The organism is Paenibacillus chitinolyticus NBRC 15660 (assembly GCF_000739915.1).
GTDB classification, from domain to species: domain Bacteria; phylum Bacillota; class Bacilli; order Paenibacillales; family NBRC-103111; genus Paenibacillus_F; species Paenibacillus_F chitinolyticus.
Genome location: NZ_BBJT01000004.1, coordinates 125054 through 139093, shown reverse-complemented (window position 1 = coordinate 139093; position 14040 = coordinate 125054). Strand labels below are relative to the sequence as shown.

The following is a 14040-nucleotide window of genomic DNA, read 5'->3' as shown; positions in this document are numbered from 1 at the left end:
ACTAGTGATATCAGGGCGCCTTTCTTTGAAAGAGGGCGCTTTGACACTGGACCAATATAAATGGAAAAGGATGATTAACTGATTGAGTAAAGAATTAACGAAATTTGAGAGTGAATTTGGACTAGTAGTTAATAAAGAGGGCAAAGTGGTAACAAATAGTCTAAGGGTTGCAGCCATCTATGGTAAAGAACATGCAGATGTTTTAAAGAAAATTCGCAAGTTCATTGGTCTTATCCCAGATTTAAGCCGACACGGAAATTTTTCCGAGTCCTCATATATTAATGAACAAGGCAAATCTCAACCGATGTTCGAGATGGATCGACAAGGATTTTCTATGCTCGTCAATAAGTTTACTGGCGATGATGCAACAGTTTTTACATATAAATATACAGAAGCATTTGAACTTATGGCTGAACAGCTTGCTAATCCAGCAATGAGATACCTGGCCTTGTCAGAAGAGGATAGAGCTATTGCTTACTTTAGTGAAGTTAAGAAAAAGAAAGAGCTTGAACATCAACTCGAACTATCGGCACCTAAGATTCAAAAGTATGACGAGTTTCTAGATGCAGATGGTTATATGACCATTGGCGATGCTGCTAAGGTACTGAATATTGGTAGGAATAAATTATTCGAGTTTTTGAGAAGAATCGGAATCCTAATGAACAACAATACTCCTTATCAGAAGTATAGGAACGGTACTGATAAATTCAAAGTAATACATACGACAAGGAATAGAGAGCCAATCAGTGTAACTTTGCTAACTCCTAAAGGCTTTGACTATATTGCAGATAAAGTAAAAGAAAAATTTCAAACATTTAATTCTAAGGGAGAATGAGATTAGATTATGCAAGGAAAACAAGATCTAAGCAGCTTAGAAGAGTTGCTGTCAGGAAGCATCGATCAACTTGATAGATTACTTATTAACATAATGACTACGGTTAAAGAAAACGGATTTGAAAGCGATGTATTTGAGAAAGCAAGCAGTGACAATGAAATTAGTATAGATACGTTGGAATACCTAATTCATGTAAATAAATATATTGATGAGAGGGAAGAAGAATATGAATAAGGAGCAATTGGTGAAGAGAGTAGCTAAAGAACTGGATATGAGTAATAAACATGTAGAGTCTGTTGTAGATACAGTTCTTGAAACAATTACTGTTACAGTTGGCGATGGTGAAGAAGTTGCTTTGCATGGTTTCGGTAAATTTGAGATTCGTTCCCGCGCAGCTCGCAAGGGATTTAACCCGTCTACTCGCGAAGAAATGCAAATTGACGAGTCTAAGTGCCCAGGATTTACGGCGGGTAAAAACTTCAAAGAAGCGGTCAAATCTAAGTAAGGAGTGAATAAGTGAATCATTCCAATCTAACACGCGGTTCAGAGGAAAGCTTAGATCGTTTTCTATTGCGTCTCGGAGACGATAAGGAGATTTATGGATTAGATAATTGGCATCAAATTAGAGATGTTATGAATGCTGAGTCAAATGAAGATTTTTCTGAATCTAAGTGGAGAAAAGATTATCACCTTTTAAAGCGCGGGTATGATTTGCATCAAGCTCAATTAAATCCCGATGGTATTGTATTGCTCCAAGAAGAAAAGAAGCTTGAGGCTCAAAAGGAATACAAAAAGATTCAAACTATAAAAAGTGAGCTCAATAAGAACCTAAATAAAGCAGCTAGACGAGAAGTAATGTGGGACATGATTAAAGATTCTATCGAGAAGATTCCTGTTCCAAAGTTTCAACCCATTATCTATCCACCTACAAGGGATAAGGTTGGCGTTCTCTCCTTTGCCGATATCCATTTCGGTAAATACTTTAAGAGCTTGAAAAATGAATATAACGAAGACATAGCGCGCGACAGGATGTCTCTGCTTATGGGTGAAACGTTAGAAATCATTAGGCAACATGGTTTTGAACATATACATATTATCAATGGTGCAGATTCAATTGAGGGTATGACACTCCGAACGAGTCAATTGCAATCTATACAAAGCGGACTTATTGATCAGACTATTAAATTTAGTAAGTTTATCGCATCCTGGCTCAATGTATTGTCTCAGTATGTGAGAGTAACCTATCATCATGTGCCATCGGCTAATCATTCGGAGATTAGGCCATTTAACAGTAATCGCGGCGAGTATCCATCGGAGGATTTAGAATTAGTGATTATGAACTATGTTCACGATGTGCTTGCAAACAATCCAAGAATTGAGGCTCCGCTGTACGATAAGGATTACGTAAAACTGGATGTACTCGGATATAATGTTTGGGCGTTGCATGGACATCAGTTAAAAGGTAAAAAGAATGCCATTAGGGATTTATCCTTGTTGCATAGAGAATTCATCGACTATTTATACATAGCGCATTTCCACCATGCAGGAACCTTAACGGTAGGAGAAGGGTTGACGAATGACATAGAAATAATTCAGATTCCTAGCGTAATGGGAGCAGATGAGTATTCGGACTCACTCATGACAGGAGCTAAAGCCGGTGCTAACTTTTCTGTATATGAACGGAATAAGGGTAGATCAATCAGTTACAGTCTAAAACTAAATTAGTGAGTTAACTTCAAGCACATCACGCCTTTTCGGTTTGGTGTGTTTTCTTTTGTTCATTAAATAATGAAGGCGGAGAACCCTGTTCTTAAATTGGCCACTCCCTCCTATCCGTCTTCATTTTAAACTTAAGGGAGTCAAGGATGGTGTAATTATGGCGGAGAAACGAAAGCCTTCAGCTAGGCGTCCGGCTGCTGAGAAAAAGAAATGTGAAAAGTGCAAACAAGATAAAAATAGAGATAGAGAATTTTATAATTCAAATTCAAAATGTTCAGATGGTAAGGCGAGTATATGTAAAGAATGCTTTGAAGTGCTAGTTGAGGAATATGGTTTTGAATTTTTTATTCAATTTTTGCAGCATGTAAATCGTCCTTATCTATCTGATGAATGGATTAAATGGGAGGAAAATTGCGGGAAATACTTAAAGAATGTCTCTTCGCTTCCTCAGTATAAAGATTTATCGTATTCATCTTCTATTGAAATTCCAAAATCAATTGTTCAAAAAACTGAAACCGATATAGATCAGTTATTGATGGAGAAGTGGGGAGAGGGATATGAACCAGAAGAGTACCGAGCGTTTGAACGCAAGTATGCAACTTTAAGCAATAATTATCAAGAAAGAACTGCCATGCACACAGAGGCGCTAATTACGTATATTCGCTATAGAGTAAAAGAAGAGTTAGCAACAGCAAGGGGAGATGCAAGAGAGGCAAAAGATTGGGGAGCATTGGCAAAGGATGCGGCAACAGCGGCAAAAATCAATCCATCACAATTATCTAAATCAGATTTATCTGATGGATTAGATGGATTTGGTCAATTAGTGAGAAGCGTTGAACAATCTGTTGACATCATCGAGATTTTACCTAAGTTCAAAGAACGCCCTCAAGATTCAGTCGATTTTAACATTTGGTGCTATGTAAACTATGTAAGAGACATGAAAGGCTTACCATCGGCCGAATACTCAGAAATTTATCAATTCTATGAAGAACGTAAGAAAGAGTATGAATCGATGAAACAAGAAGCGGATGCCTATGAAAAATAATTCATGCTTACAGGCTGATGGATTTTCAAAAAACTTAGATAAATATTATGACTTGGTTTCATGGGCAAGGTGGAACCCTGATCTTTGGTGGGATCTCATCACTCCCCCAACTGGTGGAATAAGACTAGACTTAGATCAACGAGTTTACCTAAGATGTATAGCAAGATTTGTATCGAATTATATGGTGTTTCCCCGTGGATACGGAAAAACTATGCTCGAAGTTATGGGAATGGTACATACGGCTATCTTTTTTCCAGATATAGAAATATCAATGACTGCGCAGACCAAAGAGAACGCGGCAAAACTTGTTGAAGAAAAGTTTAGGGAAATAACGAAATTTTATCCTATGCTTTTACATGAAATTCAAGGAAGACCTCTTTTCAGTAAAGATTCGGTAGAGATCGTTTTTGCATCTGGCGGCAGAATAGATGTTATGGCAAATGCTCAAAGCTCAAAAGGCGCAAGAAGAAAGCGTCTAAATGCAGAAGAGGCGGCATTGCTTAATAATGCATTGTTTGAAGATGTTTTAGAGCCAATCGTAAACGTGCCGCGTAGAACAATTGGTAAGGAAGCGTTGATAAATCCTGAAGAGTTAAATGGGCAGATTAACTTCATGACAACATCTGGTTTTAGAGGCTCAGACGAGTTTGAACGTAATTTAAGAATGATTGACGAAATGGCGGAATTGAAGGGGAAAATTGTACTTGGCTCGGATTGGCAACTTGCCGTGAAGTATGGGCGTGGCGAACCCAAATCAGCAATACTTGATAAGAAATCAAAGTTATCCCCAACATTCTTCGCAATGAATTATGAAAGCAAATGGGTCGGAGCTTCTGACGGAGCGCTCGTTAATATTAATAAAGTGTTAGATTTAAGAACTCTTTCTCAGCCTGAGTTTGAAGGTGATGGAAAGAGTTCTTACATTTTGGGTGTCGATGTAGCACGAAGCCAATCTAAGAATAACAACCAATCCTCAGTAGCAGTATTAAAAATAAAAAGAAATAAAGAAGAGAAAATAACAAGAATAAGTCTTGTGAATTTAATCAATTTACCTATAGGAATGAATTTTACTGGTCAAGCAATTGAGGTGAAACGGCTTCAAAATCTTTATAATGCTAAAACTGTCGTCGTCGATGTTAATGGTGTAGGTACAGGCTTATGCGACGAGTTATTAAAAGATACCGTAGATCCAAATACAGGTGAAAGTCTTGGCTGTTGGGACACAATTAATACAGATCATGAACCGGAAATCCAACGATCAGACAAAGTGATTTATGCGCTCACTGCTCAAGGTATAAATCATGATATTATTGTTAGCTTCATTGATATGGTGGAAAGTGGAAAGCTTCAGTTATTAGTGAAGAATGTAGATAATTCATACGATATTAACGATACTGACTCGACCAAAAAGAGTTTGCCGCATATCCAGACAGATTTACTTATTGAGGAAATAGCAAATCTTAAACTTAGACAAACCCAGAGTGCCAGATACACAGTAGAGCAATTGACGAAACGTGTGGACAAAGATAGATACAGTGCTTTGGCTATGGGCCTATGGTATATAAAGAATTTTGAAGATAAACAGAGAAAAGTCAAAAATAAAATGGTGTTTCTATACAACTAAAGAAAGGAGGACAAAGTGTGTCGGATACAGTCAACATAGTAAAGAATGAAAAGGGCAAGGTTATTACCGCTCAATTAGCTTATACGCCATATAACAGTAGCAATCATTATGGTAGCTATAAGCAAGATGCAAAGTATTCTAGCCAAGATATCAAGAGGCTGCTCTCAAACCATGAAAAGAACTCTGTTGCACTTAGAGAAATGTCTGATTACCTTTACATTACAAATGGAACTTACCGAAGATTGATTGATACCACTAAAAACATTATTTCATTTGAATATCTTATCGAACCTTCCGTTGCAAACATTGAAAAACTAAATACGAAGTCGTATCAGAAAAAACACGCTGAGGTAAAAGTATACTTGGCGGACTGCATTATGGATACCACAGTAGATGACATCCTGTTCAAAACAATTAAATACGGTCGGTATTCAGCATATGATCGTGAAACTTTTCTACAGCCATTGCCTTTAGATTACACGCGAATAATTGGAATAGCTTCTGATGGCAATCCGGTTATACAGTTCAATTTTGAGTATTTTGAACAGTTTACAGATATCCGAGAAAGAGAAATGCAGTTAAACGGATACGACCCTTTATTTAAAAAGATGTATCTGGACTATAAAAATCGTATCGATGACCCTAAAGTTAACTTTTCCAATGAATACAATTGGAGAACGCTACCTCATGAGAAAACATACACAATAAAAATTGGTTCCAATTTAGAAAGTTCAGAAGGAATAGGCTTACTGTATGGTTCCATTGACGATATTCAGTATTACGACGAATTAAAGGAGTTAGATAGAGGTGTAGTCAACTCCCAAAGAAGAAAGATTATTGTACAGCAAATACCGGTTGATAAAGAGGGCAATTCGATTTTAGGCGAAGAAGAAATCATACAATCGCATGAGAATTTAAAGGCCTTATTGCCCCCAAATGTGGGGTGCTTGACTGTTTTGGGTGGAACAAAGTTCGATGATATCCCTCTGCAATTATCTGCACTCGAAAAGGGTAAGGTTCAGGAAGTGCAGAGCGATGTACTTATGAACGCCGGTATTGGCGAGGGGGCATTAAAAGGTGGAAACTTCTCTGCTGGCGTATTAAACGTCGAGATTATTACTAATTCTCTTGTTAAGATTCTTGGACAGATTCAATCGATCTGGTTTAATCGAAAATTTAAGAAGTTTGGTAATAGTCAGTTTCAATTTCGAATGAAATTCCTCGGGATTACATCATTTAACCGAGATAAAGTGATTGCTGCATTTGATGGATTGCTTGATAAGGGTGGAAGTCTAAGTCATTCTATCGCGGCTAGAGGAATGGATGTTTCAAATTATATTGACATAGTAGCTATTGAGGATGTTTTAGAGTACAAAGATAAATTTAAACCACTGCAGACTTCTCACACGATAAGTGGTAAAGATGGAGGCAGACCGCCAAGTTCTGACTTGTCCAATGATAATACTGTGAAAGACAAAACAAATGGTGGAAATATGGCTCCGCGTACAGGTCAGTGAGAGGAGGTGATTGATTGCAGAAACAGCTTGTATTGAATTCCCTAAAAACAGTTCTAAGTGAAGAAAACAGTAATCCATTGTTTCTGGAAATGGACATTCTTCTCATGCGAAATGCAGTGAACCTGAACAATTACTATTTCACTGAGAGCTTTATCGATGAAATTGTTCAGAATCAGAATAAATATAATGGTCTTCCACTGGTTGTCGATTTAGAAAGATTGCTTGAAAATGACTATGATGGTCTTGGACATCAATATTCCGAATTTCTGAATAAGTTTTTTACTCAACAGATTGGGAACTACGTTTCTTTTGAGAAGAAGTATGATGAAAATGGGATTGCAGAATTACATGGAACAGCGAGGATCAGCAAACGAAATGAAGACCTAGTGAAAGTAATAAATGAGCTATATGTAACATCTGGTCTAAATTTTAGTGTTGAAGTGATTGCTCAAGAATATAGAGTCGATGAAAACAATTGGCTTATTATTGATGCCCATCCGGGGAACTTATTAGTTTCGGATTGTCTTGTATCGGTTCCTGCAGAACCATCAAGTAAGGCATTAAAATTAGTTGCTCAATTGACTAAAGGAGGAAAAGAAAAAGTGAGTCTAGAGGAAATGAAGATTGAAAAAGAAAAACTCGAAGCCCAGGTAGCGACTCTTACCGCTCAACTAAATGAAGCGAATCAAGCGGTAACGACACTTGGGAAAGAGAAAGAAATGCTAACTGCTCAAGTAGATGATTTGTCTAAGTATAAGAACGACACATTGGAGAAGGCAGAAGTAGACAAAATTAACGCCTTGATTGCAGAGGTAAAAGAAAGCCTAAGTGAACAAGAGCTTACATTGGTTAACGAAGTAGCGGAAGCTAAAGAGTTCACTAAAGTTCAATTCAAAGTGAATGAAATTTGTGCTCAAAAGTATAAGGAATCAATTAGGCTTAACAATTCGACTGGTGGCAGTTTCTTTTCTGTAACCAAGCAAAAAGACCTTGGCAATGACGAGCTTACAAAGTTCAATATGTAAAAAACTAATCAGCCTTTGATGGCTGTTTTTTAATCTAAGGAGGAACAGATAGAAATGGCAAATAAATATGGTATTGTGCGTCTGGATCGTGTGTCTGGTACACCAGATGGCCGACTTAAAGCAAAGGTTGATTTGGAGAATGGGCAATTTGTAGTACAGGATGAAGTAAATGGTGAACTAAAACTTCCAGCAGCGGTGACTGACCGTGTTGTATTGGTGGCTTCCGTATGTCATCAATATGAAAGCAAGAATGAAGGTGACTTCATTAATAAGGCGGGGTCTAATTTAAAACCCCGTACCTATGAGAAAGTAGCCGGTGACATCTTTACTGTTACTGCAATTGGTTATACAGGTGGTACTTCTCCGCGCGGCGACTTTAATTCTATTCAAGTTGGAGATAAAGGACATGTACAACCTAGCGGTAAGCTTGTGTTCTATGCCGCTGCTGACACTACTGCCTATCTAACTGTTGAAGTGATTGGTAAAACTAAACTGAACGGTGACAATGCTGTTCAAGTTAAAATTGTAAAGTAAATAATTAATATACTGGAGGAATACATAAATGATTGAACAACGTATTTTGAACTGTGCCGTTGATGCAGCTCTTGGTAGAAGTACCGATCCTAAATTTACACCTGAACAACGTGTAGAAGGTATGCGGGCATATCTAGCTGAATTGGGGAAGGATTATCGTCGTAATGAGATTCTGATTAATGAGGTTATTGAGCAAACAGTTGATGCTATTTTGCCAATTAAAATCACTGAACGATTGGGAGTATTTGCAGATGTATCCCAAGTTCAGGACGGTGTAACTAAGAAGTGGCACGTTAAGAATGGAAAGATTACTGCCGCCTATACTGCACTCGGTGTTGAGCAACCGCGTCAAAAGTTGTACAAAGGAACGTTCACTACACAAACAGCACCAATCAGTGGTGCGGTTTATGCTGAATACGAGGACTTGATTACTGGACGTGTTGACTTTGCTGATATGATCAACCAACTTGTTGGTGCGATTATGGATCAAATTTATGCAGGTATTCAGGATGCGCTGATTGGTGCATTCGGCACTACAAATAATGCAAATCGGTTTGTTGGCGGCTCTTTCATGCAGGCTGAATTTGATAAGTTGAAAGGTACAGTCCAGGCATACGGCAAACCAGTTATCTTTGGAACAGCGGTAGGACTTACTGGTATCTCTAATGGTGCAGGCTTTGATTGGAATAAAACATCCGAAGCTGACCGACTTGATATTCGTAATCTTGGACATGTAGGCAAATATAAGGGTTCTGATGTAGTGGAATTGCCTAACTCTTTTACCGACGAAACAAACGCGCAAAAACTGCTTGATGACGGCTATATTTACATGGCTCCTGTTAATGCTGACAAGCCAGTAAAGATTGTACTTGAAGGCAGTATGCATATTCGTGATAAACAAGAGCGCGACTGGTCTACAACAAAAGAGTACTATCGTAAAGCCGGTATCTCTGTACTAGCAATTAATCATATGGCTTTGTACGAGAATTCTTCGCTGTAATCAAACAAATGGAGGGGGATTTCCCCTCCTTATATTAAGGGAGGCTATATGACTAAAACAAAAATGATTAGAGTGGTCAACAATATGCCAACAGGTTCACTTGGAATTGTATTGACCGACGGGAAGCCGATTGTTTTGCCTAAACCCGGCAACTACAAAGAGGTATCCTTTGATAATGTGCTTAACATTTTTAACTCATGCAAATTAATTCAAAGAGGACATCTATATATTGATAACAAGGATGTTCGGATTGAATTTGGACTTGAAGACGGTGATCAAGTTGATATCAATGCACTCTCTAGAGAAGAGTTAGGCGAACTTGTAAAGGAATCTGACGCAAAGCAGCTTGAGGCAATTCTCGCGGCTGATACAAGCGATGGGACTAAAGAGAAGATTGTCCTGCTTGCGAGAGAACAGTACAATAATGAGTCCATGGATGCTAAAAAGGTGAAAGTAATCGAAACAGCTACAGGAATGTCGGTTACGGAAGAAGCTCCAAGCGAATCAGAAACAACTAAATCAAGCATGATTTCAAAGAAGTAAAGTTGGTGAGAAATGTCTGTCACATTAGAAAAAATATATGATGTATTTTACTCATCGATAAATGAAGATCTGGCGAAACACCCTGAATTAGATGTAAATGTTCCCGACAACATTGTTGATACCTTTTTAGATTCTGCTGCCTACGAATATGAAGAAAACTTTGGCGAAGAGATTGTTTACGATTCCAATAAGACAGAAATTTTAAATGATATTCCCCGACATCATATTCGTTTACTCGGAAAGCTGATTTACAAAAGCTATATGGAGCGTGAGCTGAATAGTTGTCTAAGGCTTGCTAATCATTTCAACAAAAGATCGGAATTACAGGTAACGGGGTTGCAAGCTAAAATAGTTGCTCTTAAAGAAATAACAGGTCGTCTTACACGGGAAACTAACAGGATGTTCACGAGGGGAATTCTAAAAGGGGTATCAAAGTTAGGGTGAATACATGAAAGACTACAGCAAATGGATGTCTCCTAATTCAGACAGTGAAGAGATTCTTTTCGATCTATGTGAAAAAAGCAAAGTTAAGATTAATGATTTTACTGCAGGCGCTGTTTCTTATGAAGCTGTGATAAACGATGCAAATGAGTGGCAAAAAGACGTTGACCTAATTATTCTCATTAAAAAAAGCGAATATAACATTCATTGTGGAGATTATATTCAAGCTAACAATCAATGTTTCCTTGTTCTGTTTAGTCCAGAGGACAGAAATTTCTTTTGGTCAGTTAAGGTGCGTAAATGCCATTCGCTTATTAGATGGTTGAATGAAACGGGCAGTATTAAAGAGATTCCTTTCCTGTTGGATAATGTAATAAATAGCTTAGGAATTGAGATGGGAAGAGTAGTCAATCTCCCCGATGAAGAACGAAGAATTTTGATTCAACGTAACAGCGATACGCTCAAATTCGCCAAATCAAAAAGATTCATTTTTGATAACAGGGGTTGGAAAATCACAGCAATTGATGGGTTATCTAGAGAAAACATCATAGTCATCACATTACTTGAAGACACAATTAACACTTATATTGACAACGTCGATGAATGTATCGCTAATTTTAAGAACGAGAAGACGTCTAAGCCTGGCATCTGAGGAAGGGGCGTGATAAATATTTGGCATATTTTAAAAACTTGAATAAGTATATAAATGAAACCGTTCTTAAACTGATTGCTAATCAAAATCTTTGCAAATTGCTCAAATTCAATTCGAATAATCCTTACGCTGAGATTGACATTATGGACACTGGCGAACTGATTTACTCTAAGATTTTTCCTTACAGTCATGTTCCAGAAACCGACAAAGAGGTGGGCAGTTACTTATGCATTATTCTAGATCGGTTCAGATTGACTTCAAACCAAGCGATTAAATCTGGTCAATTAAATATCGATATCATAGTCCACAATGATTTGTGGAGGATGAATGGTACAGGAGAAATGAGGCCTTATGCAATCATGCATGAAGTTGACGAGGCTCTTAATGGGAAAATAAGAGTAGGTATCAAGGATTTGACGTTCTCGGACTGTAGGCATGTAAGATATAACCAATCTTACAGCGGCTTTCAGCTTACATACTCGATTCAAAGTGTTAACTAGATGGAATCCGTTAAGTATATCTTAGGAAAACCAGAAGTGATTCAGGAAGCAGGAGAAATATTCCCCATCAAAGTAAAGGACTACGACGAGTTTAATGATTGTAGAAATGTCCTCTACATAAATAAGAATCATTTCTCTAACGAATATCAAGAATACCCTCTATTAGATCTTATAGTATACGGTTATAAAGATGTCGAGATGATACGACAGCTTAAACTGCTTATTAAGTTAGTGACAGGTTACGATCCTCAACTTCACGAAGACAAAAACGGCTGCTCTTTTATCATAAGTGGTGATAAGAAGGTGTATAGCGGTAATTATGATAGCTTTCGCAGAATTGTCATGCGACAGAACCTGCTGTTTGAGCAAAAGGTTTACAAAAATAAGCTCACACAAGAATGGGCCAATAAGGCAATTGAAGCAAAGAGCAAGAACGGAATCCCTATCACCTTCGAAGACATGATTACAACGGTCTCTGTAATTACTGGCAAAACCTATGACCAAATTGGGGAACAAACCATTTATCAATTAACTGCTGATTTCAAACGCATAGCGAGAGATAAGAGTTATCACACTTCGATTGCGATGAAATGTGCTGGTGCTGAAAAAGTTTCTATCGAGCATTTTGCAGAGGAAATCAATATGTTTGAAAATCCTTACGATAACTTATTCGTTGGTAAAGATAATCTAAATAATTTAAATAAAGCATTGAAAAAATAAAAGGGCGAAAGCTCTTTATTTTATTTTAGGAGGAATTTTTAAATGGCATTGATTGCTGACGTATTTATCGCACTTTTAGTTGACCCGAGTGGTCAAACTTTTGCATCAACTACTCTTCAAAGTGGGGATATTGATTTTAACGTAAAGGAAAACGAGGTTCGCGGTGGTCGTGGTAATGCACTGCAAGGTGTTCTACACTCTGACCGTGATATCTCTGTGAAGATGACAGATAGTCTGTTCCGTTATGATTGGATGGCTAGACAGCTAGGACAGACTATTGTGACAGGAGCAGGCAAAGCATATGCTATGCCAGAATGGTACACCGCCAGCGGCACGACTACGATCAAGATTTCGCTTCCTGAAGCACCGATTGCTGATACATTAGTAATTTACAAAGCTGACGGAACCCTTGTCTCAAAGGCTAATTACACACTCTCTAATAAAGATGTAACCTTTACAACGGGTGTTACTGCAGGTGAAAAAGTCGATGTTAGGACTTATCAATATGCCACCTCTGCAAAGACAGAAACCATTAACATTGACAACAGTGTATTTGCAAAGGGTACAAAGCTAATTCTTGAGACTCTTGAGATTGATAACGACGAGACACCTCTGTATAAGATTCAGTACATTTTCGAAAGCGCAGTCCCTACGGGGAACTTCTCGGTTAAAACGGCTTCCGAGAGAAACGGTCAAGCGCAGCAATTTGATTTGAAAGTGCTTAAACCAAAGGACGGCAACGTTATTGGTCAAATTGTACGTATTCCGCTAACTTAATTTGTAGAGGGTAGATTCCTTTTGGTTTCTACCCTATTTTTTATTAGAAATTCATCTTGAGAAACCTGATAAAAGGTTGCTGAATATGGCTTTTTACAATAGGGAGGATAAAAATGACAAAAGCAAAAAATAAAAAACTGGAACTTACACTTGAGCAAGTTACTGTCCAGGATGAGCAATACGACAATTTGAAAAAGGTTGTATTTGATGATGGGGCTTATACAGAGGTTTATGAAAAGTTCCGTCCATCTCGAATCGAAACGATGATTGAGCAATTGGCGAATTTCTTAGAAGAGTATGAGAAGCACCAAGGGAAAATTGAGGATGACAGCACAATTGCCAAATTCCTATATCTACATGTAGTTGTTCACTTTTCAACGATTGTTTCTGAAATGCCTTCTGAATTTTCGACAAAATTAGACCTGTTTACCAAGCTTGCCGACAACGTATATGTTAGAAAGCTTGAAATACATTTTGATAAGAGTGAAGTCGAAAAGGTGTATGAAATGATATTCAAACGATTGGATGATTATCAGAATCTAATTGAGCAGAACACGGAATTGAGCAAGAAGATGAGCGAAAGAGTAGATAAATTGAATATCCAGAACAAAGAGCTGCTTAACTGGAATCAGGAAAATGCCTGATTTTAATTCAATTAAAGAACTTCAACGATACATACAGACGAAAGCAAATTTAGCTTTAAAAAATGAGGTTGCCACTAACACGGTTGAAGCAATGATGAAGAAGATTGATGAAGTTGTATATGACGTATATGAGCCCAAGGTGTATGAACGTGAAAAGGATCATGGTGGTTTAACTGACCCAAACAATATTAGAGTACAGATGATCAATGATGATACAGTTTCAATTGAGAATATTCGTTCAGATGGGAATAGGAACGTAGTGGAGATAGTGGAGACTGGGCAGGGTTACTATTATTCATTTGATTATACCAATAAACCAAGAGCGTTTACTGGCGCCACTCGGCAAGAACTTAAAACTTCGAAATCCCACATAAAAGCAATGAAGCTTGGGTTAGAAAGACAAGGAATTAGAACAGAACAGTAAGCACTAGGAAGCGATCATTGTGTCGCTTCTTTTTTATTTC

At 37.8% G+C, this 14040-nt stretch carries 17 protein-coding genes; all 17 read left to right on the top strand.

From position 1 onward, the window contains the following. Positions 1–82 precede the first annotated feature (82 nt). Positions 83–835: a Rha family transcriptional regulator gene (locus tag PCH01S_RS29720; RefSeq protein WP_084706574.1), complete on the top strand. Its 753-nt coding sequence runs from the start codon at positions 83–85 to the stop codon at positions 833–835. Positions 836–844: 9 nt separating this feature from the next. Continuing rightward, complete coding sequence (locus PCH01S_RS10590; protein ID WP_042229117.1) at positions 845–1069, top strand: hypothetical protein; 225 nt, start codon at positions 845–847, stop codon at positions 1067–1069. Next, on the top strand, positions 1062–1340 hold the full coding sequence (locus PCH01S_RS10585) for an HU family DNA-binding protein (protein ID WP_042229115.1): 279 nt from the start codon (positions 1062–1064) through the stop codon (positions 1338–1340). The genes PCH01S_RS10590 and PCH01S_RS10585 overlap by 8 nt, the downstream gene beginning before the upstream one ends. Positions 1341–1351: 11 nt before the next feature. Then, positions 1352–2560: a hypothetical protein gene (locus PCH01S_RS10580; RefSeq protein WP_042229114.1), complete on the top strand. Its 1209-nt coding sequence runs from the start codon at positions 1352–1354 to the stop codon at positions 2558–2560. Between the two features lie 151 nt (positions 2561–2711). Continuing rightward, positions 2712–3599, top strand: a complete 888-nt coding sequence (locus PCH01S_RS10575; RefSeq protein ID WP_042229113.1) for a hypothetical protein — start codon at positions 2712–2714, stop codon at positions 3597–3599. Continuing rightward, positions 3589–5223, top strand: a complete 1635-nt coding sequence (locus tag PCH01S_RS31095; RefSeq protein WP_053228693.1) for a hypothetical protein — start codon at positions 3589–3591, stop codon at positions 5221–5223. Before PCH01S_RS10575 ends, PCH01S_RS31095 begins: the two co-directional genes overlap by 11 nt. 17 nt (positions 5224–5240) lie before the next feature. Continuing rightward, positions 5241–6740 carry a hypothetical protein gene (locus PCH01S_RS10560; RefSeq protein WP_042229111.1) on the top strand — a complete coding sequence of 500 codons (1500 nt, stop codon included), beginning with the start codon at positions 5241–5243 and terminating at the stop codon, positions 6738–6740. 14 nt (positions 6741–6754) lie between these two features. Beyond that, complete coding sequence (locus PCH01S_RS10555; RefSeq protein ID WP_042229109.1) at positions 6755–7765, top strand: coiled-coil domain-containing protein; 1011 nt, start codon at positions 6755–6757, stop codon at positions 7763–7765. A 54-nt stretch (positions 7766–7819) separates the two neighbouring features. After that, positions 7820–8299, top strand: a complete 480-nt coding sequence (locus PCH01S_RS10550; RefSeq protein WP_042229107.1) for a hypothetical protein — start codon at positions 7820–7822, stop codon at positions 8297–8299. 28 nt (positions 8300–8327) lie between these two features. Continuing rightward, positions 8328–9299 carry a hypothetical protein gene (locus PCH01S_RS10545; RefSeq protein WP_042229105.1) on the top strand — a complete coding sequence of 324 codons (972 nt, stop codon included), beginning with the start codon at positions 8328–8330 and terminating at the stop codon, positions 9297–9299. A gap of 48 nt (positions 9300–9347) precedes the next feature. Then, positions 9348–9842, top strand: coding sequence for a hypothetical protein (locus PCH01S_RS10540; protein WP_042229104.1), 495 nt, complete (start codon positions 9348–9350; stop codon positions 9840–9842). Between the two features lie 12 nt (positions 9843–9854). Next, on the top strand, positions 9855–10286 hold the full coding sequence (locus PCH01S_RS10535; protein ID WP_042229102.1) for a hypothetical protein: 432 nt from the start codon (positions 9855–9857) through the stop codon (positions 10284–10286). Between the two features lie 4 nt (positions 10287–10290). Next, the gene (locus PCH01S_RS10530) at positions 10291–10935 is read left to right on the top strand and encodes a hypothetical protein (RefSeq protein WP_042229101.1); all 645 of its coding nucleotides are present in this window, start codon (positions 10291–10293) and stop codon (positions 10933–10935) included. A 500-nt stretch (positions 10936–11435) separates the two neighbouring features. Then, the gene (locus tag PCH01S_RS10520; RefSeq protein ID WP_042229100.1) at positions 11436–12155 is read left to right on the top strand and encodes a hypothetical protein; all 720 of its coding nucleotides are present in this window, start codon (positions 11436–11438) and stop codon (positions 12153–12155) included. Between the two features lie 42 nt (positions 12156–12197). Beyond that, the gene (locus PCH01S_RS10515; protein ID WP_042229099.1) at positions 12198–12932 is read left to right on the top strand and encodes a hypothetical protein; all 735 of its coding nucleotides are present in this window, start codon (positions 12198–12200) and stop codon (positions 12930–12932) included. Positions 12933–13045: 113 nt separating this feature from the next. Then, positions 13046–13576: a hypothetical protein gene (locus tag PCH01S_RS10510; protein ID WP_042229098.1), complete on the top strand. Its 531-nt coding sequence runs from the start codon at positions 13046–13048 to the stop codon at positions 13574–13576. Next, positions 13569–14000, top strand: coding sequence for a hypothetical protein (locus PCH01S_RS10505; protein ID WP_042229097.1), 432 nt, complete (start codon positions 13569–13571; stop codon positions 13998–14000). Before PCH01S_RS10510 ends, PCH01S_RS10505 begins: the two co-directional genes overlap by 8 nt. Positions 14001–14040: the final 40 nt, after the last annotated feature.

Coding starts and splice junctions, on each gene's coding strand:
- PCH01S_RS31095 (WP_053228693.1), top strand. CDS start 3,589: ATGAAAAATAATTCATGCTTACAGGCTGATGGATTTTCAAAAAACTTA.
- PCH01S_RS10515 (WP_042229099.1), top strand. CDS start 12,198: ATGGCATTGATTGCTGACGTATTTATCGCACTTTTAGTTGACCCGAGT.
- PCH01S_RS10535 (WP_042229102.1), top strand. CDS start 9,855: ATGTCTGTCACATTAGAAAAAATATATGATGTATTTTACTCATCGATA.
- PCH01S_RS10590 (WP_042229117.1), top strand. CDS start 845: ATGCAAGGAAAACAAGATCTAAGCAGCTTAGAAGAGTTGCTGTCAGGA.
- PCH01S_RS10575 (WP_042229113.1), top strand. CDS start 2,712: ATGGCGGAGAAACGAAAGCCTTCAGCTAGGCGTCCGGCTGCTGAGAAA.
- PCH01S_RS10510 (WP_042229098.1), top strand. CDS start 13,046: ATGACAAAAGCAAAAAATAAAAAACTGGAACTTACACTTGAGCAAGTT.
- PCH01S_RS10545 (WP_042229105.1), top strand. CDS start 8,328: ATGATTGAACAACGTATTTTGAACTGTGCCGTTGATGCAGCTCTTGGT.
- PCH01S_RS10550 (WP_042229107.1), top strand. CDS start 7,820: ATGGCAAATAAATATGGTATTGTGCGTCTGGATCGTGTGTCTGGTACA.
- PCH01S_RS10520 (WP_042229100.1), top strand. CDS start 11,436: ATGGAATCCGTTAAGTATATCTTAGGAAAACCAGAAGTGATTCAGGAA.
- PCH01S_RS10530 (WP_042229101.1), top strand. CDS start 10,291: ATGAAAGACTACAGCAAATGGATGTCTCCTAATTCAGACAGTGAAGAG.
- PCH01S_RS10585 (WP_042229115.1), top strand. CDS start 1,062: ATGAATAAGGAGCAATTGGTGAAGAGAGTAGCTAAAGAACTGGATATG.
- PCH01S_RS10505 (WP_042229097.1), top strand. CDS start 13,569: ATGCCTGATTTTAATTCAATTAAAGAACTTCAACGATACATACAGACG.
- PCH01S_RS10540 (WP_042229104.1), top strand. CDS start 9,348: ATGACTAAAACAAAAATGATTAGAGTGGTCAACAATATGCCAACAGGT.